General features: G+C 64.6%; 21 protein-coding genes. 18 read left to right on the forward strand and 3 right to left on the reverse strand.

Annotated elements, in window-relative coordinates; all coding sequences use genetic code 11:
• Positions 1-38: 38 nt before the first annotated feature.
• A complete protein-coding gene (gene acnA / locus VIL88_RS09250) occupies positions 39-2,711 on the reverse strand; it encodes an aconitate hydratase AcnA (protein ID WP_331988018.1) in 2,673 nt (890 codons plus the stop codon).
• 170 nt (positions 2,712-2,881) lie between these two features.
• Here acnA and ccmA point away from each other — a divergent pair, with 170 nt between their 5' ends.
• From ccmA to VIL88_RS09280, 6 genes are all read left to right on the forward strand, one after another.
• Complete coding sequence (gene ccmA / locus VIL88_RS09255; protein WP_331988020.1) at positions 2,882-3,514, forward strand: heme ABC exporter ATP-binding protein CcmA; 633 nt, start codon at positions 2,882-2,884, stop codon at positions 3,512-3,514.
• Positions 3,511-4,164 (forward strand): heme exporter protein CcmB, encoded by a 654-nt coding sequence (gene ccmB / locus VIL88_RS09260; RefSeq protein WP_331988022.1) that lies wholly within the window; start codon positions 3,511-3,513, stop codon positions 4,162-4,164. Before ccmA ends, ccmB begins: the two co-directional genes overlap by 4 nt.
• Before the next feature lie 119 nt (positions 4,165-4,283).
• The gene (locus tag VIL88_RS09265; protein ID WP_331988024.1) at positions 4,284-5,045 is read left to right on the forward strand and encodes a heme ABC transporter permease; all 762 of its coding nucleotides are present in this window, start codon (positions 4,284-4,286) and stop codon (positions 5,043-5,045) included.
• Positions 5,042-5,191, forward strand: coding sequence for a heme exporter protein CcmD (ccmD, locus tag VIL88_RS09270; protein ID WP_331988026.1), 150 nt, complete (start codon positions 5,042-5,044; stop codon positions 5,189-5,191). The genes VIL88_RS09265 and ccmD overlap by 4 nt, the downstream gene beginning before the upstream one ends.
• Entirely contained in the window at positions 5,191-5,724 is a 534-nt protein-coding gene (locus VIL88_RS09275) for a DsbE family thiol:disulfide interchange protein (protein WP_331988028.1), read from the forward strand. Before ccmD ends, VIL88_RS09275 begins: the two co-directional genes overlap by 1 nt.
• A 67-nt stretch (positions 5,725-5,791) precedes the next feature.
• Positions 5,792-5,935 (forward strand): Flp family type IVb pilin, encoded by a 144-nt coding sequence (locus VIL88_RS09280; RefSeq protein ID WP_331988030.1) that lies wholly within the window; start codon positions 5,792-5,794, stop codon positions 5,933-5,935.
• Here the strand turns inward: VIL88_RS09280 and VIL88_RS09285 are convergent.
• A complete protein-coding gene (locus tag VIL88_RS09285; protein WP_331988032.1) occupies positions 5,932-6,135 on the reverse strand; it encodes a DUF1674 domain-containing protein in 204 nt (67 codons plus the stop codon). The genes VIL88_RS09280 and VIL88_RS09285 overlap by 4 nt on opposite strands.
• Before the next feature lie 89 nt (positions 6,136-6,224).
• On the opposite strand from VIL88_RS09285, the gene htpX reads away from it, so the two are divergent.
• The 8 genes from htpX (at position 6,225) to VIL88_RS09325 (ending at position 15,861) form a co-directional block, all read left to right on the forward strand.
• The gene (gene htpX, locus VIL88_RS09290) at positions 6,225-7,205 is read left to right on the forward strand and encodes a zinc metalloprotease HtpX (RefSeq protein WP_331988034.1); all 981 of its coding nucleotides are present in this window, start codon (positions 6,225-6,227) and stop codon (positions 7,203-7,205) included.
• Positions 7,206-7,213: 8 nt separating this feature from the next.
• The gene (locus VIL88_RS09295) at positions 7,214-8,515 is read left to right on the forward strand and encodes an RsmB/NOP family class I SAM-dependent RNA methyltransferase (RefSeq protein ID WP_331988036.1); all 1,302 of its coding nucleotides are present in this window, start codon (positions 7,214-7,216) and stop codon (positions 8,513-8,515) included.
• Between the two features lie 86 nt (positions 8,516-8,601).
• On the forward strand, positions 8,602-10,200 hold the full coding sequence (locus VIL88_RS09300) for a heparinase II/III family protein (protein ID WP_331988038.1): 1,599 nt from the start codon (positions 8,602-8,604) through the stop codon (positions 10,198-10,200).
• A gap of 75 nt (positions 10,201-10,275) precedes the next feature.
• Complete coding sequence (gene purH, locus VIL88_RS09305) at positions 10,276-11,859, forward strand: bifunctional phosphoribosylaminoimidazolecarboxamide formyltransferase/IMP cyclohydrolase (protein WP_331988040.1); 1,584 nt, start codon at positions 10,276-10,278, stop codon at positions 11,857-11,859.
• A 106-nt stretch (positions 11,860-11,965) separates the two neighbouring features.
• Entirely contained in the window at positions 11,966-13,324 is a 1,359-nt protein-coding gene (locus VIL88_RS09310) for a lipopolysaccharide biosynthesis protein (RefSeq protein ID WP_331988042.1), read from the forward strand.
• 86 nt (positions 13,325-13,410) lie between these two features.
• Entirely contained in the window at positions 13,411-14,817 is a 1,407-nt protein-coding gene (gene leuC / locus VIL88_RS09315) for a 3-isopropylmalate dehydratase large subunit (RefSeq protein ID WP_331988044.1), read from the forward strand.
• Between the two features lie 160 nt (positions 14,818-14,977).
• On the forward strand, positions 14,978-15,391 hold the full coding sequence (locus VIL88_RS09320; protein ID WP_331988046.1) for a metallopeptidase family protein: 414 nt from the start codon (positions 14,978-14,980) through the stop codon (positions 15,389-15,391).
• 161 nt (positions 15,392-15,552) lie between these two features.
• Complete coding sequence (locus VIL88_RS09325; protein ID WP_331988048.1) at positions 15,553-15,861, forward strand: hypothetical protein; 309 nt, start codon at positions 15,553-15,555, stop codon at positions 15,859-15,861.
• A 67-nt stretch (positions 15,862-15,928) separates the two neighbouring features.
• Here the strand turns inward: VIL88_RS09325 and VIL88_RS09330 are convergent, their stop codons facing one another.
• Positions 15,929-16,336, reverse strand: a complete 408-nt coding sequence (locus tag VIL88_RS09330) for a hypothetical protein (RefSeq protein WP_331988050.1) — start codon at positions 16,334-16,336, stop codon at positions 15,929-15,931.
• A gap of 101 nt (positions 16,337-16,437) precedes the next feature.
• Here VIL88_RS09330 and rimM point away from each other — a divergent pair, with 101 nt between their 5' ends.
• The 4 genes from rimM (at position 16,438) to VIL88_RS09350 (ending at position 19,553) form a co-directional block, all read left to right on the forward strand.
• Complete coding sequence (rimM, locus tag VIL88_RS09335) at positions 16,438-16,971, forward strand: ribosome maturation factor RimM (RefSeq protein WP_331988054.1); 534 nt, start codon at positions 16,438-16,440, stop codon at positions 16,969-16,971.
• Positions 16,968-17,648 (forward strand): tRNA (guanosine(37)-N1)-methyltransferase TrmD, encoded by a 681-nt coding sequence (trmD, locus tag VIL88_RS09340; RefSeq protein ID WP_331988056.1) that lies wholly within the window; start codon positions 16,968-16,970, stop codon positions 17,646-17,648. Before rimM ends, trmD begins: the two co-directional genes overlap by 4 nt.
• A 285-nt stretch (positions 17,649-17,933) precedes the next feature.
• Positions 17,934-18,485: a 50S ribosomal protein L19 gene (gene rplS / locus VIL88_RS09345; RefSeq protein WP_331988058.1), complete on the forward strand. Its 552-nt coding sequence runs from the start codon at positions 17,934-17,936 to the stop codon at positions 18,483-18,485.
• 255 nt (positions 18,486-18,740) lie between these two features.
• Positions 18,741-19,553: an exodeoxyribonuclease III gene (locus VIL88_RS09350; protein ID WP_331988060.1), complete on the forward strand. Its 813-nt coding sequence runs from the start codon at positions 18,741-18,743 to the stop codon at positions 19,551-19,553.
• The last annotated feature ends 144 nt before the right edge of the window (positions 19,554-19,697 follow it).

The following is a 19,697-nucleotide window of genomic DNA, read 5'->3' on the forward strand; positions in this document are numbered from 1 at the left end:
CCCGGGGGACCGCCATTTCTGCACCTAGGGCGCTGCGCTTAAGCCGCGACGAGGCTGCGCAGCACGTAGTGGAGGATGCCGCCATGCTTGAAGTAGTCGAGCTCGTTGGCAGTATCGATGCGGCAGAGGGTTTCGACATTGACCACTTCGCCATTGGCGCGGGTGATCTTGACGTTGACCTTGGCGCGCGGGGCGATCTCGGTCACGCCCTCGATGTCGATGGTTTCGGTGCCGTCGAGGCCCAGCGTCTGCCAGCTCTCGCCCTCCTTGAACTGCAGCGGGATCACGCCCATGCCGACAAGGTTGGAGCGGTGGATACGCTCGAAGCTCTGGGCGACCACGGCGCGGACGCCGAGGAGATTGGTGCCCTTGGCGGCCCAGTCACGCGAGGAGCCGGTGCCATATTCCTTGCCGGCAAAGATCACCAGCGGCGTGCCCTGCGCCTGGTAGGCCATGGCGGCGTCGTAGATCGGCATCTGCTCGCCCGAAGGACCCTTGGTGAAGCCGCCTTCGACGCCAGGCAGCATCTGGTTCTTGATACGGATATTGGCGAAGGTGCCGCGCATCATCACTTCGTGGTTGCCACGGCGGGCGCCATAGGAGTTGAAGTCGCGCGGGGCGACCTGGCGTTCTTCCAGATACTTGCCCGCTGGGGTCGACGGCTTGAACGAGCCGGCCGGCGAGATGTGGTCGGTGGTGATGGAATCAAGGAACAGCGCCAGGACCTTGGCCCCGGCGACATTGGTCACGGGCTTCGGTTCCATCGACATGCCCTCGAAATAGGGCGGGTTCTGCACATAGGTCGAGGAGGAGTTCCAGCCATAGGTTTCGCCGCCTTCGATGGCGATGTTCTGCCAATGGGTGTCGCCCTTGAACACGTCCGAATAGCGGCCTTGGAACATTTCCTTGGTGACGTGCTTGCGCACGATCTCGGCCACTTCGTGGTTGGAGGGCCAGATGTCCTTGAGATAGACCGGCTGGCCGTCCTTTCCGGTGCCGAGCGGCTCGGTCGTGATATCGACCTTGACCGAACCGGCTAGCGCATAGGCGACCACCAGCGGCGGGGAGGCGAGGAAGTTCGCCTTCACATCCGGGTTGATGCGGCCTTCGAAATTGCGGTTGCCCGACAGGACCGAGGTAGCGACGAGGTCGCCGGCCTGCACGGCCTTCGAGATTTCAGCCGGCAGGGGACCGGAATTGCCGATGCAGGTGGTGCAGCCATAGCCGACGAGGTTGAAGCCGAGGGCATCGAGATCGTCCTGCAGGCCCGCGGAGGTCAGGTAGTCGGTGACCACCTGCGAACCGGGTGCCAGCGAGGTCTTGACCCAGGGCTTGCTCTGAAGGCCGAGCTCACGCGCCTTACGGGCAAGGAGGCCGGCGGCCACCAGCACGGAGGGGTTGGAGGTATTGGTGCAGGAGGTGATGGCGGCAACTACCACGTCGCCATGGGTCAGGGTGTAGTCCTGGCCTTCGACCTGGACGGCGGGATCGTCGCTCTTGCCGAATTCCTTGGGCAGCAGCTCGATGAACTTGGCTTTCGCTTCGGACAGCACGATACGGTCCTGCGGGCGCTTGGGGCCCGAGATCGAGGGCACGACGGTGGAAAGGTCGAGCTCGAGCGTCGAGGTGAAGACCGGGTCTGGCGTATTGGTCTCGCGGAACATGCCCTGGGCGCGCGAATAGGCTTCCACCAGGGCCACGCGCTCGGCATCGCGGCCGGAGGTGGTGAGGAATTTGAGCGTATCGCTATCGACCGGGAAGTAGCCGCAGGTGGCGCCATATTCGGGCGCCATGTTGGCGATGGTCGCCTGGTCCTCGAGGCTGAGGTAATCGAGGCCGGGGCCATAGAATTCGACGAACTTGCCGACCACGCCCTTCTTGCGCAGCATTTCGGTGACGGTCAGCACCAGGTCGGTGGCGGTGATGCCCTCGTTGATCTTGCCGGTGAGCTTGAAGCCGACGACTTCGGGGATCAGCATGGTGACCGGCTGGCCGAGCATGGCCGCCTCGGCCTCGATGCCGCCCACGCCCCAGCCCAGCACGGCCATGCCGTTGACCATGGTCGTGTGCGAGTCGGTGCCCACCAGCGTGTCCGGATAGGCGACGGTTTCGCCGTTCTCTTCCTTGGTCCAGACGGTCTGGGCCAGGTACTCAAGGTTTACCTGGTGGCAGATGCCGGTGCCGGGCGGCACGACGCGGAAATTGTCGAAGGCCGATTGGCCCCAGCGCAGGAACTCGTAGCGCTCGCCATTGCGCTCGTATTCGAGCTCCACATTGTCATTGAAGGCGGTCGGCGAGCCGAAATTGTCCACCATAACCGAGTGGTCGATGACGAGGTCGACGGGTACCAGCGGGTTGATCTTTTGCGGATTGGCACCGAGCTTGGCGGTGGCGTCGCGCATGGCGGCAAGGTCCACCACGGCCGGAACGCCGGTGAAGTCCTGCATCAGCACGCGGGCCGGGCGGTAGGAGATTTCGTGTTCGGAGGTGCGGGTCACCAGCCACGTGGCAACGGCTTCAATATCGGCCTTGGTGACCGTGCGGTTGTCTTCGAAGCGCAGGAGGTTTTCCAGCACCACCTTCATGGAGGATGGCAGCGCCGATACGCCCTTGAGGCCGTTCTTTTCGGCTTCGGCGATGGAATAATAGGTATAGGTCTTGCCGCCGACCGTGAGGGTCGATTTCGACTTGAAGCTGTTTACCGAGGTCATGGTGTTCCGCCCTAGTTCTGTCGTTGCGGCAGGCGCGCCGGCCGGGCCGAAAGCCCCGCAAACCGCTCAACTGCGCTGCCTTTGCTGGAATGACTCCAAACTATGAGGCGTTATAGAGAACAACATGGGGGCTTGCCAGCCCGACCTGCGCTTCAATACGAGAAGGGGTCATGACCCAACGGCACCTCTTCCCCCCGCTTACGCTGTGCGCCGAGGCTCTCCAATGCGGCCGTGGGGGCATGGCGCTGACGGCGCCGCTGAGCTTAACGGTCGAAAGCGGCCAGTGCCTGCTGCTGCGTGGCCCCAACGGGACGGGCAAGACCACATTGCTCCTGACCCTGGCCGGCATCGTGCCGCCGCTCGAGGGAAAGCTCGCCATCAAGGGCCGAGACGAGGATGCGCGCGTGCTGCACTATTGCGGTCACCGCAACGCCATCAAGCCGCGCCTTACCGTGGCCGAGAACCTCGATTTCTGGGCCGAGGTGAACGGACCATCCGGAACTTCGGTAGACGAAGCGCTGGGCGAGGTCGGGCTGGGGCACCTGGCCGAACTTGACGCCGGCTATCTCTCGGCCGGTCAGGGACGGCGCCTGGCGCTGGCGCGCCTCCTGGTGTCTCAGCGACCGCTCTGGCTGCTCGACGAACCCACCGCCGCCCTGGATGTGGAAGGTCATGCCTTGGTGACGCGCCTGCTGGATCGGCATTTGAGCCTGGGCGGCATGGCCATTGCCGCAACGCATGACGCGATCACCCTGCCCGACAGCGACCGCGTCCGGACGCTGTTTCTGGGGGTGGGGCGGTGACGGCATTCCGGGCGCTCCTCCGGCGCGAACTGCGCCTCGCCTTGCGCGGCGGCGGCGACATGCTGACGCTGGTGCTGTTTTTCGTGATCGTGGGCGCCATCGTGCCCTTTGCCGTGGGGCCTGACCAGGAACTGCTCGCGCGCATCGCACCCGGCATTGTCTGGATCGCGGCCTTTCTTGCCATGCTGCTGGGTCTCGACCGGCTGTTCCGGCCCGACCATGAGGATGGGACCATGATCCTTCTGCGCCAGGCGGAATTGCCGCTCAGCGCCATTGTTGCCGCAAAGTTGATCGTCCATTGGCTGGTGACGGCGCTGCCGCTGATCGTGGCCAGTCCGCTGCTGGCCGTGCTCCTGGCCATGGAGGGCGATGCCCTCTGGCGTACCATCTGTTCGCTGCTTCTGGGCACGCCGGCTTTGGCGGCCTTCGGCGCCTTGGGGGCTGCGGTAACGGTCAGCATCCGGCGCGGCGCCTTGATTTCGCCGATACTTCTCGCGCCGCTTTCCATTCCGGTGCTGATCTTTGGCACGGGTGCCGTATCGGTGGGGCAATCGGGTGCCGCCATGCTGTTTCTTGCGGCATTGAGCCTCATGGCCGTGGCGCTGGCTCCCTTCGCCGCGGCCCTTGCGATAAGTTCGGCTGAAGACTAGAGCATCAGATACCCGCGAAACCTCATGGTGAGCCTGTCGAACCACGAGGTCGGGCGAGTGGAGGCCACGTGCCACGCCCTCGTCCTTCGACAAGCTCAGGATGAGGGCTACTCAACGGCATGACTCTCGACACGACACCCAAGCAGCGCTGGTGGAACCGGCTGGCCCATCCGGGGCAGTTCGTCGCCTGGACCAGGCCGCTGCTGTGGCCGCTCACCGTGGTGACGGCGCTGCTGTTCGTGGCCGGGCTCTATTTGGCCCTCTTCCAGTCTCCCGAGGACTACCAGATGGGCCACACCGTGCGCATCATGTATGTCCACGTGCCCAACGCCTGGCTGTCGCAATTCGTCTACGCCACCATGGCCGTTTCGGCGCTAGGCACCCTGGTCTGGCGCCATCCCATGGCCGATGTGTCGATGAAGGCCGCCGCGCCGCTCGGGGCGCTGTTCACCGCCCTCGCCCTTTTTACCGGCGCGCTTTGGGGCCGCCCGACCTGGGGCACGTTCTGGGAATGGGACGGGCGCATGACCTCGACCCTGGTGCTCCTGTTCATCTATCTCGGCCTCATCGCCCTCTGGCGCGCCTTCGACGACCAGCTGCGCGCTGCCCGCGTCATTGCCGTCTTTACGCTGGTCGGCGCGGTCAATATCCCGATCATCAAGTTCTCAGTCGATTGGTGGTCAACGCTGCATCAGCCGGCCAGCGTCTTCCGGGCGGACGGGCCGCGCATGCCCGGCTCGATCCTGCTGCCGCTGTTCGTGATGTTCTTCGCGTTTACATTCCTGTTCATCACGCTGCAGCTCAAGGCCATGCATACCGAGGTCAAGCGGCGCCGGGTGATGGGGCTGCAGCGGCGCCTCGCACAGGGGAACGCCGCATGATCGATCTGGGACCGCACGCCACCTATATCGTCTGGGCCTATATCGGCGTTGCCTTGGGCCTCCTGGCCCTGATCGGCTGGACGCTTCATGACGCCCGCGTCACGGCGCGCAAGCTCCAGGCGCTCGAAGCGCGGCGGGGCAAATAATGCGCTACGTCCTCTTTGCCTTGCCGTTGTTGGCGCTGGCGGCGCTGGTTGCCGTCTTTGCCATGTCGATGAACCGCGACCCTAACCTCGTGCGCAGCGTCCTCATCGACAAGCCGGCGCCCCAGTTCGCCCTCGAGGAAGTGCCCGAACTCGGCGTGCCGGGCTTCGACACGGCAGCGCTCAAGGGCGAGGTGACGGTGGTCAATGTCTTTGCCTCTTGGTGCATTCCCTGCCGCGACGAGCATCCGCTGCTGGTGGCGCTCAAGGATGTGTCGGGGATTCGCCTCTTCGGCATCAACCAGGCCGACGCACCGGAAAATGCCCGCGCCTTCCTCCGCGAACTGGGCAATCCCTATGATGCGGTGGGGGCGGACCGGGACCGCCGAGTCTCCATCGATTGGGGCGTCTATGGCGTGCCCGAGACCTTTGTGGTCGATGCGGACGGGGTGATCACCTTCAAGCATGTGGGGGCCCTGTCGCCCGAGGCCGTGCAGGCCGAACTCCTGCCCGCCATCGCCGCCGCGCGCTCCTAGCCGTTCAGCCTGGGTTCAGCTGGGCGGTGACAGAAAGTGGCCATAGTAAGCGCGTAGCGGTGGCCCCATGTTCGATCTTTTTTCCAGGTTCAGGCGGGACCAAGCCGGCATCATGCCAGTGGAATTCGCGCTGATCGCCGCGATCGTCATCGTCGCCATGACCGTCGCCGCCTCAGCCGCCGGCTTCAGCCTCGCGGACCTTGTCGGCTAGAAGTCGCTGGTCAGGCCTTTAATCTCCCAATCGCCATAGCGGACGGGCTCGAGGCCGCCGCGGCCGCCTTGCTCCTTGGGGGCGAAGGCGCCTTTGGCGTCGATCTCGGCCCGCCTTGCCTGGGCTTCCGCCAGCGCCCGCTTGGCCGCGTCGCTGAGGGGTGGGCGCCGTTCGTCCGGCGCTGTGTCCTCGTCGCTCATTGTATTACCTTACGATTTGGTATGCCGCTTGCATGGAACCCTTGGCGACACAACATAATTGCCCATCAAGGCGAACCCAAGGGCTCCTGATGTTCAACGCGTTTCGGACCACATTGCTGCTGGCGGCGCTGACCGCGCTTTTCATGGTCGTGGGCTACTTCATCGGTGGCACGAGCGGCATGATGCTGGCTTTCGGCTTCGCGCTCATCACCAATTTCATCGGCTACTGGAATTCCGACAAGCTGGTGCTGCGCATGCAGAACGCCGTGCCGGTGGAGCGCTCCCGCGTGCCCGAACTCTATGACATGGTCGACACGCTGTCGCGCAAGGCCGGCATCCCGACGCCTGCCGTCTATGTGATCAACACCGACCAGCCCAATGCCTTTGCCACCGGTCGCAACCCGCAAAACGCGGCGGTTGCGGTATCGACGGGCCTCCTGCGCCATCTCGATACGCGCGAAGTTGCCGCCGTCGTGGCGCATGAACTGGCCCATATCCGCTCGCGCGATACGCTGACCATGACCATTACCGCGACCTTTGCCGGTGCCATTTCGGCTTTGGCGCAGTTCGGCCTGTTCTTTGGCGGCGGCAACAATCGCGACAATCCGCTGGGCGGCATGGGCGCGCTCCTTATGGTGTTCCTTGCCCCCGTCGCCGCCATGGTGGTGCAGATGGCGGTGAGCCGCACCCGCGAATACGAGGCCGACAAGGACGGGGCCGAAATTTCGGGCGACCCGCTGGCGCTTGCCTCGGCGCTCGAAAAGATCGCGACGCTCGCCGGGCGGCACGTCAATGTCGCGGCCGAGCGCAATCCGGCCATGGCGCATATGTACATCATCAATCCCCTATCGGGGCAGCGGATGGACAACCTCTTTTCCACCCATCCCGACACCGGCAACCGCATCATGGCGCTGCGCCAGCTTGCAGGGACGATGCAGGTGAACGATAAGGGCGCACGGCTCCAGCCGCGCCGCGCCCCGGTTACCCCCGGTGCAAGCCGCAGCGGCTGGCGCGTGCCGACCGTCGGGCGAGCCGATGAGGACGGCGGACAACGCGGTCCCTGGGGATAAGACAAAGCGTGGCGCATCACAAACCTGATCCGGCGGGGCTCAAGCTCCGCCTTGTTGCTGCAGAGCGGTTGAAGGCGGTTTTGGCGGGGGACAATTTTGTGCCCCTGTCGAGCCAGGAGCTGGCCGACGGGCGCGATCGGGCGCTGGCCAACCGGTTGATCACCACCGCCCTGCGCCGCCAGGGCCAGCTCAACTTCATCATCCATGCGCTCCTGGAAAAGGGCATGCCCGGCAAGTCGGGCACCTTCGAAGCCGTCCTGCGCCTGTCGCTGGCGCAACTGGTCTTCCTGCCCGATCTGGGTGCCCATTCGGCGCTGTTTTTGGCGGTGGAAGCGGTCAAGCGCGACCCCAAGGCGCGGCACCTGTCGGGCCTGATGAACGCGGTGCTGCGCTCGGCACAGGCCAACTCGGCCAGGTTCGGCATGCTCGACGACGACCTGCTGATCCCCGATACCTTCGGCGACACCTGGCTCAACGCCTATGGCGAGGAAGCGATCGACGGCTTCACCGCAGCCTTGCTGGCCGGCGCGCCGCTCGACCTGACGCTCAAGAATGACGATCCGGATCTGATCGATGCGCTGGGCGCCGAAAAGGTGATGGCGGACACCGTGCGTATCGACCAGCGCGACCGCCCGGTCGAGGCGCTGCCCGGCTATGATGAGGGTAAGTGGTGGGTGCAGGATGCCGCCTCGGCCATTCCGGCGCGCCTCCTCGGCGCCAAGACCGGGGGCCGCGTGCTCGATCTTTGCGCCGCGCCCGGCGGCAAGACGGCGCAATTGCTCAAGGCCGGTTATGCCGTGACGGCGCTCGACAGCGACGCCACGCGCATGGAGCGGCTCAAGGGCAATCTCAAGCGCCTCGACTACAATGCCGAGATCATTGTCGGCGATGCGGGCACCTTCGCCCCCAATTCGCTCTACGATGGCGTGCTGCTCGATGCGCCCTGCTCGGCGACGGGCACCTTCCGCCGCCATCCCGAGGTGATCTGGCACCGCTCCGTGGGCGACGTGGCCGGACGGGTACGGCTGCAAAAAGCATTGCTCACCAATGCTTTCCGCTGCCTTGAAGTGGGCGGCGTGCTGATCTATTGCGTGTGTTCGCTGGAACCGGCCGAGGGCGAGGAGCAGGTCGAGTGGGCGCTGCATTCCCTGCCGGGGCTGGAGCTGTGGCCGGTTACGCCCGACGAACTGCCGGGCCTCGAACAGGCCGTGAGCGACAGGGGCCTGGTACGCACTCATCCGGGGATGGCGCCAGGCGGCCGCGAGGGTGGTATGGATGGGTTCTTCGTGGCCCGCTTCCGCCGCCGCTGAACACTGGCCTCAAGGCCAATTGCGAGGACTGAACTTGTGACGGGCACCAATGGGGCAAAGCCGGCCATGACCGGACGGGCGCAGTGATGGCGCCGCGTCTGCCCCATGCCATGCGCAGGGCTGCGCTTGGCCTTGCCGACGCCATGGTGACGCTGCCCATCGCGCGCTGGACCTGGCGCAGCCTGGCCGACGATGCCTTTGCCGGTGACATTCCCGAGCTGCGGCCGGCCGACCGTGAAACCGTGCGCGACATGATGGCGGGGCGCTATCTCCTCGCCAGCAAGCTGGTGGAGACCGACGGGGCTTCGCCCTTTTCCCTCGATGTCTCCCATCCCGACTGGTGGCTGAGCCTCCATGGCTTTGCCTGGCTGCGTCATTTCCGCGATGTGCGCGATGCGGGCGAACGGCTGTTTGCCCGGCTCCTCGTGCTCGACTGGATCGGCCATGAAGGCCAGTTCCAGCACGACACCTGGGCCCCGGCCCTGACGGCGCAGCGTGTGCTCAACTGGTTGCGGCACCTGCCGCTGCTGCTGGACGGTGCCAACCCCGCCGAACAGCGCACCATCCAGCGTCTCCTCGGCGCGCAGATTCAGAGCCTAAAGGTCCGTGCCGGCCTCACCAGCGAACCGGCCGAGGCAATCCTGGTCGCCACCGCATTGCTCGCCGCCGAATTCTGCGAACAGAACGAGCGCACCGACATTGCCTCGCGGGTGGAGCGGCTCAATGCGCTTCTGGCCGAACAGCTCGACAGCGACGGCATGCACCTGTCCCGCAACAGCAAGCTGCAGTTGCAGCTGCTGGTGGAGCTGGTCAGCATCCGCTCGGTCGCAGCTTCCGCCAAGTCCGAGGCCGGCAACGAGCTGATGGCGCAGATCGACCGCATGCACGAGGCGCTGGACGCGCTGACGCTGTCGAGCGGCGAACCGGCCTATTTCAACGGCTGCGGCCATCTGGCCCATGACGTGCTGATTGCCATCCAGGCCAATGGTCCGGTACGCAAGCGCCGCTCGCGGCTGCTGGGTGGCTACGGCATCCTGCGCGAGGGGCAAACCGTGGTGGTCGCCGATAGCGGCATCGCGCCGCCCGTGGGCATGGACGCGGACCGCCACAACAGCGCCCTGGCCTTTGAATTCTCCCATGGCTCGGAGCTGATCCTGGGGTCCTGCGGACCGGCACCTTCCGACCTGCCCGACAGCAAGGCCTTGTTCCGGCAGGGCATCGCCCATTCGGGTCCGACCATCGATGCCGAAGATATCCCGCCGCCGCGCGCGCCGATGCTGGAGCTTGTGCCGGCCGACAACCTCCTGACCTTGACGTCGAGCGGCTTTGCCAAGCGCTTCGGCGTGGAGCTGGAACGGCGGATCACGCTCCTCTCGGGCGGCACGACGCTGGTCGGGCAGGACCGGATGATCGGCAAATCGACGCCATCGGGGCTGCTGGCCATCCGTTTTCACCTGGCACCCAATGTCATGGTCCGCCGCAATGGCGGCGAAGGCCTGGTGCGGCTGGTGCTGCCGAGCGGCGCCGTCTGGAGCTTCCTTTGGGAAGGTGCGCAATGCCGCGAAGAGGAAAGCGTCCGCCAGTCCGCCTATGTCGGCTTCCACAAGACGCGGCAGCTGGTGCTGGAGGCCGATGTCGTCGCCGACGCTGAAGTGGCGTGGATCTTCACGCTGGAACAGGCTTAAGGCCCGCGGGAGGTTGGCGCGCCCGCCGCTTCGTGCTAGCGAGCCGGCAACTTCATCACGAGCGGGAACATCCTCATGGGCAAGACGGTCAAGGTCGGGCGGGCGCTGCTTTCGGTATTCGACAAAACCGGCATGGCCGATTTTGCCCGGGGGTTGAGTGAAGCGGGAGTCGAGCTCGTGTCCACCGGCGGCACGCACAGACTGATCAGCGAGGCCGGTCTTCCCGTGCGCGAGATCGCCGACCTTACCGGTTTCCCCGAAATGATGGACGGTCGCGTCAAGACGCTGCATCCCAAGGTGCATGGCGGGCTCCTGTCGGTGCGCGACAACCCAGCTCATGCTGCATCGATGGATGAGCACGGGATCGGCGCCATCGACCTCGTCGCGGTCAACCTCTACCCCTTCGAAAAGACCGTCGCTTCAGGCGCCGGTTACGACGACATCATCGAAAATATCGACATCGGCGGTCCGGCCATGGTGCGCTCGGCTGCCAAGAATCATGCCTATGTGACCGTGGTCGTCGACCCGGCCGATTATCCGGAAATCCTCGAAGCCATCCGCAATGGCGGCATTCCCTTTGCCCTGCGCCAGAAGCTCGCTGCTAAGGCCTATGCCCGTACGGCGGCCTATGACAGCGCCATCTCGTCGTGGTTTGCCCGCGAGATCGACTATCCGGAAGTGAGCTATCGCAGCTTCGCTGGTTCCCTGCGCGAGGTGATGCGCTATGGCGAGAACCCGCATCAGTGGGCTGCCTTTTATGGCAATGGCGAGGATCGCCCCGGCGTCGCCACCGCCCAGCAGGTGCAAGGCAAGACGCTGAGCTACAACAATATCAACGACACCGATGCCGCCTTCGAACTGGTCAGCGAGTTCGATCCAGCGCAAGGCGCTGCCGTTGCCATCATCAAGCACGCCAATCCGTGCGGTGTTGCCGTTGCGGCTGATCTGGTGACAGCCTATCGCAATGCGCTGCGCACCGACCCTGTTTCGGCCTTTGGCGGCATTGTCGCCACCAATCGCGAGATCGATGCCGAAACGGCAACCGAGATCGTCAAGGTCTTCACCGAGGTGATCGTCGCGCCCTCCGCCACGCCGGAGGCGCAGGAGATCATCGCCGCCAAGAAGAACCTGCGCTTGCTTCTGACGGGCGGCCTCGCCGACAGCAAGGCCGAGGGTCTCCTGGTGAAGTCGGTGGCCGGCGGACTTCTCGTGCAGTCGCGCGACAACCGCAATGTCGACGATTGCGAGCTCAAGGTGGTGACCAAGCGGCAGCCGACCGAGGCCGAGATGGCCGACCTCAGGCTGGCCGCCAAGGTGGCCAAGCACGTCAAATCCAACGCCATCGTCTATGTGAGGGGCGGCGCCACCGCGGGCATCGGTGCCGGGCAGATGAGCCGTGTGGATTCGGCGCTGACCGGCCATCGCAAGTCGATCGATGCGGCCAAGGCGGCGGGCATCGAGGGGGCATTGACGCAAGGGTCCGTTGTCGCGTCGGACGCCTTCTTCCCCTTCGCCGATGGGCTCGAGGCGCTGGTCGCTGCCGGCGCCACCGCGGTGATCCAGCCGGGCGGCTCGATGCGCGATGACGAGGTGATCGCCGCCGCCGATGCGGCTGGGATCGCCATGGTCATGACCGGCATGCGCCACTTCCGGCACTAAACCACCGCGACGGCGGGAAAACCGGGGCCTGGCAGTAAGACCTTCTTGAGATTGCCATGCGAGATTGCGCGAGGCCGCGGCCAGTGCCGGCGGCCTCGAGGCATTGATGCGGTTCACGATTCCCCATGATCTTTCGGCGGTGCTGCGGGCTGGCCTCTGGCGGTCGGTAGCGTCGCTGGGCATCAAGGTGGCCACCGCCGGCCTCACCTATCTGACCTATGTGGTGCTCTCGCGCACCATGTCGCCGGACGAATACGGCCACTTTGCCTTCGGCCTCGCGCTCGCCACCGTGCTGGCCATCGGCGCCGGTGTCGGCCAGCCCCTGGCCATCCTCCGCCTGTGGTCGCAGGAAACCGTGGCCAACCGTCCCGAAGCGGCCGTGGAAGCGGTGCGCGCCGGTTCGACATTGACCATTGTAGCCAGCCTCGCCACTGCCGCGGCCCTCTGCCTCCTGGTGTTTGTCACCTGGAAGGTGGCGCCGCTCAGCGACACGCCGAACCACTTCTATGGCGCGGCCTTCCTGATCCTTCCCATGGCCATGGCCGAATACAATTCCTCGGTGCTGCGGGCGCAGGGGTCGGTTTGGACAGCGCTGGTGCCGCGCGACATCTTCTGGCGCCTCGCCCTGCCCGGCTCGGTGCTGGCGCTTTTCGCGGTCGGCGTGGTGCTGAGCGGTCCCGACGCCTTGGTGCTGGCCGCCGCGCTCCTGGCGCTGATGCTGGTGCTGCAGTTCTGGCGCGCCGAGACGGGCAAATATGTGCTGCTGCCGGCGCTGGGGGCGGTGCGGCGCTTCTGGCGGCAATGGGGCGGCATCAGCCGCTGGCTGATGCTGGGCGCGCTGATCGAAACCGCGGCGCTTAATGCCGATGTAATCCTTGTGGGGCTGATGCTGGATCTGGAAAGCTCCGGCATCTACTTCAACGCTTTCCGCACGGCGGGGCTGATGACGCTTTTCACCTTCGCCATTGAGCTGGTGATTGCCCCCATGGTGGCGCAGCATTTCCATGCCGGGCAGATGCGCAAGGCGCAGGCGATCACCGCCCTCGCCTCCACCGCCGGCTTCCTCTTTTCGCTCGGCATCTTCGCCGCCTTTGTCGGTTGGGGCGACTGGATCCTGTCGCTGTTCGGCGACAGCTATGCCGAAGGGCAATTGGTGCTGGTGCTGCTGGCCTTTGGCCTCCTGTTCGACGCTGCCACCGGGCCGTCCAAGATCGTGATGATGATGACCGGCCACGAGCGCGCCTATGTGGCGATCTTCGGCTCGATCATGGCGCTGGGATTCCTGGTTCAGTTCCTCGTGATCCCCACCTATGGCATTGTCGGTGCGGCGGCGGCCAACATGGGTGCGCGCATTGCGGCGCAGGTGGCTATCGCCCTCTGGTGCCGCCTGAAGATCGGCCTCGATACCAGCCTCCTGGGCATCTTTGCCGTGCGCGGCATGCGCGACATCCGGCAGCCAGCCTAGTGCCGTACCCGTGAGTACGGTTATGCTTGACCGGCATGTCGGTCCTGCCTTAGAACCACTCCAATCTTTCCTGCCGGAATAGCGCCATGACCAAAGCCCGCACGCTCTATGACAAGATCTGGGACGACCATCTGGTCCAGAACAACGAGGATGGCACCTCGCTGATCTATATCGACCGTCATCTCGTCCACGAAGTCACGAGCCCGCAGGCCTTCGAGGGCCTGCGCATGAACGGGCGCAAGGTGCGCCACCCCGAGCGCACCCTAGCCGTGGTGGACCACAATGTCCCCACCACCGACCGCACCCTGCCCAACCCCGATCCGGAAAGCGCCATCCAGATCGAAACGCTGGCGGAAAACACGCGCGATTTCGGCATCGAATATTTCGACCCCTTCGACAAGCGGCAGGGCATCGTCCACATCGTGGGCCCTGAACAGGGCTTCACCCTGCCCGGCATGACCATTGTCTGCGGCGATAGCCATACCTCGACCCATGGCGCCTTCGGCGCCCTGGCGCATGGTATCGGCACCTCGGAAGTCGAGCACGTGCTGGCGACGCAGACGCTGATCCAGCAGAAGGCCAAGAACATGCTGGTGCGTGTGGATGGCAAGCTTCCGCCTCATGTCACCGCCAAGGATATCATCCTGGCGATCATCGGGGAGATCGGCACCGCCGGCGGCAATGGCCATGTGATCGAATTTGCCGGCGAAGCCATCCGCTCGCTTTCCATGGAAGGCCGCATGACGGTCTGCAACATGACCATCGAGGGCGGCGCCCGCGCCGGCCTGATCGCCCCCGACGAGACGACCTTCGAATACGTCAAGGGCCGCGAACGCGCGCCCAAGGGCAAAGCGTGGGACATGGCCGTCGACTACTGGAAGACGCTCTATACCGACGAAGGCGCAGTCTACGACAAGGTGGTCATCCTCGATGCCGCCAAGCTGCCGCCAATCGTGAGCTGGGGCTCCTCCCCCGAGGACGTGATCTCGGTAACCGGTGTCGTTCCCGATCCCGACGACATCCAGGACGAAAACAAGCGCGCTTCCAAGTGGCGGGCGCTCGACTATATGGGCCTCCAGCCCGGCACCAAGATCACCGACATCGCCGTTGATCGGGTGTTCATCGGTTCGTGCACCAATGGCCGCATCGAGGACCTGCGCGCTGCAGCCGCCGTAATCGGCGACCGCAAAGTGGCGCCGGGCGTCAATGCCATGGTGGTGCCCGGCTCGGGCCTGGTCAAGGATCAGGCCGAGGCTGAGGGTCTCGACGTGATCTTCAAGAATGCCGGTTTCGAATGGCGCGAACCGGGCTGCTCGATGTGCCTGGCCATGAACCCGGACAAGCTCAAGCCGCAGGAACGCTGCGCCTCGACCTCGAACCGCAACTTCGAGGGCCGCCAAGGCTTCAAGGGCCGCACCCATCTGGTCGCTCCGGCCATGGCCGCCGCTGCCGCGATCGCCGGCCACTTCGTCGATATCCGCGAGTGGCAGTAACGCACCCGGACCTCATCCTTCGACAAGCTCAGGATGAGGTCCTTGCGCGGTCTAACGCCCCTTTCAATCAAGACATCATCCCCGCGAAGGCAGGGATCCCCCTATGTCTTGGCAGGGAGATTCCCGCTTTCGCGGGAATGACGTGGGGGCTGGTCGTACCATGACCGACTGGACCAAAGCCTTCGCCCCTACACTCGACGACATCGAAGCCCTCGCCAGTCAGGCGCTGAGGGAACTACCCGAACCCTTCAAGTCGCTGGCAGCCAACGTCACCTGCTCGGTGGCCGAGTTTGCCGAGGACGATATCCTCCAGGGGTTTGGGATGGAGAGCCCTTTCGAGCTCATGGGGCTCTTTACCGGCATCGGCCTCACCGAAGACGGCGCCGTGCCTCAGACAGGGCAATTGCCCAACACTGTCTTCCTTTATCGCAGGGCAATTCTCGACTACTGGGCCGAGAACGACGACAACACGCTGGGTGAGGTCGTCACCCATGTGCTGATCCACGAACTGGGCCACCATTTCGGCTTTTCCGACGAAGACATGGAAGCCATCGAGGCCTCGGCGGACGACTGACGCCCGCCGTTATTGGTTCCCGGATCGGTAGAGCTTCGTAGCTGTTAAGGTAAACTCCCGGTAAACCTTGGGATTCCGCGTTAACTCGATATTACTTGCCCTTAATGCGATCCCGCCCGGCGGGAGACGAGCAGGGCAACATCGAATGTGGAAGAACAAGAATGACCACGCGGTCCAAGACAACGACACTGAAGATCGTGCAGCCGGAAATCGAGCAGGTCGAGGCAGTGCTGCAGGAAGCGGCCAAGCAGAGCGCCCCCATGGTACAGCGCCTGGCTACCCATCGCGACCGGATTGACCTCGCGGTCAAGGAACTGGAAAGCGAACGCTTTGACCTGATCTCGCGCCGCGACCTCTTGCGCCGCCAGGTGGAAGCGGTGGAACAGGGCCTTGCCATGCATATCGAAGATATCGAAGCGACCATCCGCCTCTATGAGACGGGCCTCAATACCCTGCCGGCCAGCGCCTGATGCCGGTTGCGTCCGCAGACGGCAGGGCAGAGCCAGTGTTCTGCCGCCGTCTGCCCGCTCTTTGCCGCTAGACAGCGTCCGGCGCGGCGCGATCCTTGCTGTCGGGGTTCTGGATGGTGATGACGGCAGGCTTTTGTGCCGCCCCTGTCGTGCCCTCGCCCTCTTCGCGTGAGGCAAGGTCGCGCGCCACGAACTCGAACTCGTTCTCGTTGCCGCCCGAGGGATCGTCGGAGACGCGGATGGCAAGGTTGTTTTCCTCGAGCGCTGCGAACCAATCGTCCCAGTCGGCGAGCTGGAAGCCAGTCAGCCGGTCGGGGCCTTCATTGTTTTCGCTGTTGAGCGCATGCTGGCCGAAGGTCAGCTGCAGCAGGGTGCGGGTTCCGGTGCCATCGGGCGTGTCCATCAGCATCGGGTAGCCGCTGCGCGCCTCCGTCCACTGGCGGATATCTTCGCGGTTGGTGAGGATCTTGGCCATTGTGGGCTCCTTGAGGGTGTGGGGGGACAATTGCCGCCCGCCGCCCTTGGTTCCCAAGCCCCGCAGGTCCTGCTAAGACGCTCCTTATTGCCGGAGCAAGCATGAGCAACAACAACAAGATCCTCGTCGGCCAGATTGGCGCTGCCCATGGCATCAAGGGGCATGTGCGGATCTCGGCCCATACCCAGGACCCGCTGGCCATCGGCAGCTATGGTCCGCTCGACACCGACCGGCCTGGTCTCACCGTGACCCTGAGCAAGCTGCGCATGCACAAGACGGTGGTCGTGGCGCAGGTCAAGGGCATCAACGACCGCACGGCGGCCGAGGCGCTCAACGGCGTCAACCTCTTTATCGACCGCGACAAGCTTCCTGAGCCCGAGGACGAGGACGATTTCTACCATGCCGACCTGATCGGGCTCGAGGCCCGGCTCGATACCGGCGTGGTGATCGGCAAGGTCTCGGCCCTGCCCAATTTCGGCGCCGGCGATCTCCTGGAAGTGCGCGATCCTCAGAGCGGCGACACTTTCCTCTACCCCTTCACCAAGGCCGTGGTGCCCGAGATCGACATTGCCGGCGGCTACCTGACCATTGTCGTGCCGCTCGATGCCGAAGAGGGCGAGGAAGAGCCCGATTGAGCTTTTCTGCCGCCGTCATCACGCTGTTTCCCGAGCTGTTCCCCGGGCCGCTCGGCGCGTCGGTGCTCGGCCGCGGGCTGGCCGAAGGCTTGTGGTCGCTCTCGGCGACGCAGCTGCGTGACTTCGCCAGTGATCGGCATCGGACAGTCGATGACACCCCGTCTGGGGGTGGCGCTGGCATGGTGCTCAAGCCCGATATCCTGGCCAAGGCCATCGACACCGTCGCGCCGCAGGGCGATCCCCGCCCGCGTATCCTGATGTCGCCCCGCGGCAGGCCGCTGACGCAGCAAAGGGCGCGCGAGCTGGCACTGGGCCCCGGCGCCGTCATCGTCTGCGGACGCTTCGAGGGGGTGGATCAACGGGTGATCGACGGGCGCGCGCTTGAGGAAATTTCCATAGGCGACTATGTGCTGGCCGGTGGCGAGGTCGCGGCCATGGTGCTGCTCGAAGCCGTGGTACGGCTGATCCCCGGCGTGCTGGGCAAGGCCGAGAGCCATGCCGATGAAAGCTTCGAGAACGGGCTGCTGGAATATCCGCACTATACGCGGCCACAGACTTTCGAGGGGGTCGATATCCCCCAGGTGCTGACCTCGGGCGATCACGGCAAGATCGTCAGGTGGCGCCAGGAGCAGAGCATGGAGCTCACGCGGCGGCGTAGGCCGGATCTGCTGAAGTAGCCCTCATGGTGAGCCTGTCGAACCACGAGGGCGTGGCACGCGAGATTCCGTGCGCCCGACCTCGTCCTTCGACAAGCTCAGGATGAGGTCTCATGAGGCCTCAAGCCGTCGCGGGCACTAGACTCCGCGCCTAAAATCCCCTATGGAGCCGCCACTACCGCGGCCGGGGCTTATCGGACTCTGTTCGCACCAACAAGAAGACTGCCAACCTCCGTTATAACCAAGACCGGGCGATCGCGCCTCAAAACGCGAACAGTCGCTCCTTTGAAAAGATCGAGACGGATCATGAATATCATCCAGCAGCTCAACGCTGCCCATGTCGAAGAACTGGCCGCCAAGCGCGAGCTTCCCGATTTCACCCATGGCGATACCGTCAAGGTGTGGGTCAAGATCCGCGAAGGCGAAAAAGAGCGCCTGCAGGCCTATGAAGGCGTCGTGATCGCGCTGAATGGCGGCGGCATCACCGCCTCGTTCACCGTGCGCAAGATTTCCTATGGTGAAGGCGTGGAACGCGTGTTCCCGCTCTATTCGCCCAACATCGCTTCGGTTGAAGTGCTCAAGCGCGGCAAGGTGCGTCGCGCCAAGCTCTACTACCTGCGTGACCGTCGCGGTAAGTCGGCTCGTATTTTCGAATCGACCAACTCGCGCACCAAGAAGATCGAAGCCGGCGAGCGCGAAGCCGCCCAGGCTGCTCGCGAAGCCCGCGAAGCCGAAAAGATTGCAGCCGCCGAGGCCTTTGCCGCCGAACAGGCCGCCAAGGACGCAGAAGCTGCAGCCGCTGCCAAGGCCGCCGAGGCCGCTGCTGCTGCCGCAGAAGAGGCACCCAAGGCCGAATAAGCCGAGGCCAGCGCTGAACACGAAAACCCGGTCGCAAGGCCGGGTTTTTGTTTGTCGCCCAGTCGCGATTGTCACCCTCGGGTCATGCCCGAGGGTGACGCCCGGTGGGTGGCAGCAGCCTCGATGATTCACGTGAAACCCGTTCGCCACCCCTGCGAATGCGTCAACACACTGCCAGCATCGAGGGCGTCACTTCCGGCTTGCAGCGCTGGACCGGCTTGGCGATAAGGAATGCCCCTCCAGCAAAGGCCGAAAATGCCCGTCTCCATCGTCACCTGGAACATCAACTCCATTCGCCTGCGCCTGCCCATGGTGCTCGATTTCATCGGCAAGCACGCGCCGGACGTGATCATGTTCCAGGAGATCAAGTGCACGGATGACCAGTTTCCGCGCAATGCCCTGCGCGACGCGGGCTATCCGCACCAGGCGGTGCATGGGCAGAAGGGCTATCATGGCGTCGCCATCGTCTCGAAGTTCCCGCTGACCGACATTTCCAGCAAGGTCTTCTGCGAAATCCCCGAGTCGCGGCATATCTCGGCACTCACCGATTTTGGCCATGGGCCGGTGACCCTGCATGACTTCTATATTCCGGCCGGCGGCGATGAGCCCGACCCGGAGATCAACCCCAAGTTCAAGCACAAGCTGGGCTTCCTCGACGAGCTTAAGGCCTGGTTCGGCGAGCCGATGTTCAGCCGCGCCCAGCTGATTGCCGGCGACTTCAACGTGGCGCCGCACGAAAACGACGTTTGGAGCCACAAGCAGCTGCTCAAAATCGTCAGCCACACGCCGGTGGAGACCGAGGCGCTGGACGCGCTGCTCAACGGAGGTCATGGCTGGGTTGACCTGGTGCGCAAGCACGTGCCGCATTCCGAGAAGCTTTATTCCTGGTGGAGCTATCGCAGCGCCAACTGGGAAGAGGCCAACAAGGGGCGGCGGCTCGACCATATCTGGGCCACCGCAGATGTCGCGGAACACTGCATCGGCACCGAAATCGTCAAGAGCTACCGCGGCTATGCCCCGCAGCCGAGCGACCATGTGCCGGTAATTGCGCGGTTTGCGGGGGTTTAGGTAACTAACCGCCGATCATGGGCTCCCTCCCCCCTTAAGGGGGGAGGGCTGGGGTGGGGGGATCAGGACCCTCCCCAGCTCTATGCCAGGGGAGAATGCAGAACCCCCACCCCCAGCCCCTCCCCTCAAGGGGGAGGGGAGCCA

The organism is Devosia sp., assembly GCF_036563435.1.
GTDB lineage: Bacteria > Pseudomonadota > Alphaproteobacteria > Rhizobiales > Devosiaceae > Devosia.

Coding starts and splice junctions, on each gene's coding strand:
- acnA (WP_331988018.1), bottom strand. CDS start 2,711: ATGACCTCGGTAAACAGCTTCAAGTCGAAATCGACCCTCACGGTCGGC.
- ccmA (WP_331988020.1), top strand. CDS start 2,882: ATGACCCAACGGCACCTCTTCCCCCCGCTTACGCTGTGCGCCGAGGCT.
- VIL88_RS09265 (WP_331988024.1), top strand. CDS start 4,284: ATGACTCTCGACACGACACCCAAGCAGCGCTGGTGGAACCGGCTGGCC.
- ccmD (WP_331988026.1), top strand. CDS start 5,042: ATGATCGATCTGGGACCGCACGCCACCTATATCGTCTGGGCCTATATC.
- VIL88_RS09275 (WP_331988028.1), top strand. CDS start 5,191: ATGCGCTACGTCCTCTTTGCCTTGCCGTTGTTGGCGCTGGCGGCGCTG.
- VIL88_RS09280 (WP_331988030.1), top strand. CDS start 5,792: ATGTTCGATCTTTTTTCCAGGTTCAGGCGGGACCAAGCCGGCATCATG.
- VIL88_RS09285 (WP_331988032.1), bottom strand. CDS start 6,135: ATGAGCGACGAGGACACAGCGCCGGACGAACGGCGCCCACCCCTCAGC.
- htpX (WP_331988034.1), top strand. CDS start 6,225: ATGTTCAACGCGTTTCGGACCACATTGCTGCTGGCGGCGCTGACCGCG.
- VIL88_RS09300 (WP_331988038.1), top strand. CDS start 8,602: ATGGCGCCGCGTCTGCCCCATGCCATGCGCAGGGCTGCGCTTGGCCTT.
- purH (WP_331988040.1), top strand. CDS start 10,276: ATGGGCAAGACGGTCAAGGTCGGGCGGGCGCTGCTTTCGGTATTCGAC.
- VIL88_RS09310 (WP_331988042.1), top strand. CDS start 11,966: ATGCGGTTCACGATTCCCCATGATCTTTCGGCGGTGCTGCGGGCTGGC.
- leuC (WP_331988044.1), top strand. CDS start 13,411: ATGACCAAAGCCCGCACGCTCTATGACAAGATCTGGGACGACCATCTG.
- VIL88_RS09320 (WP_331988046.1), top strand. CDS start 14,978: ATGACCGACTGGACCAAAGCCTTCGCCCCTACACTCGACGACATCGAA.
- VIL88_RS09325 (WP_331988048.1), top strand. CDS start 15,553: ATGACCACGCGGTCCAAGACAACGACACTGAAGATCGTGCAGCCGGAA.
- VIL88_RS09330 (WP_331988050.1), bottom strand. CDS start 16,336: ATGGCCAAGATCCTCACCAACCGCGAAGATATCCGCCAGTGGACGGAG.
- rimM (WP_331988054.1), top strand. CDS start 16,438: ATGAGCAACAACAACAAGATCCTCGTCGGCCAGATTGGCGCTGCCCAT.
- rplS (WP_331988058.1), top strand. CDS start 17,934: ATGAATATCATCCAGCAGCTCAACGCTGCCCATGTCGAAGAACTGGCC.
- VIL88_RS09350 (WP_331988060.1), top strand. CDS start 18,741: ATGCCCGTCTCCATCGTCACCTGGAACATCAACTCCATTCGCCTGCGC.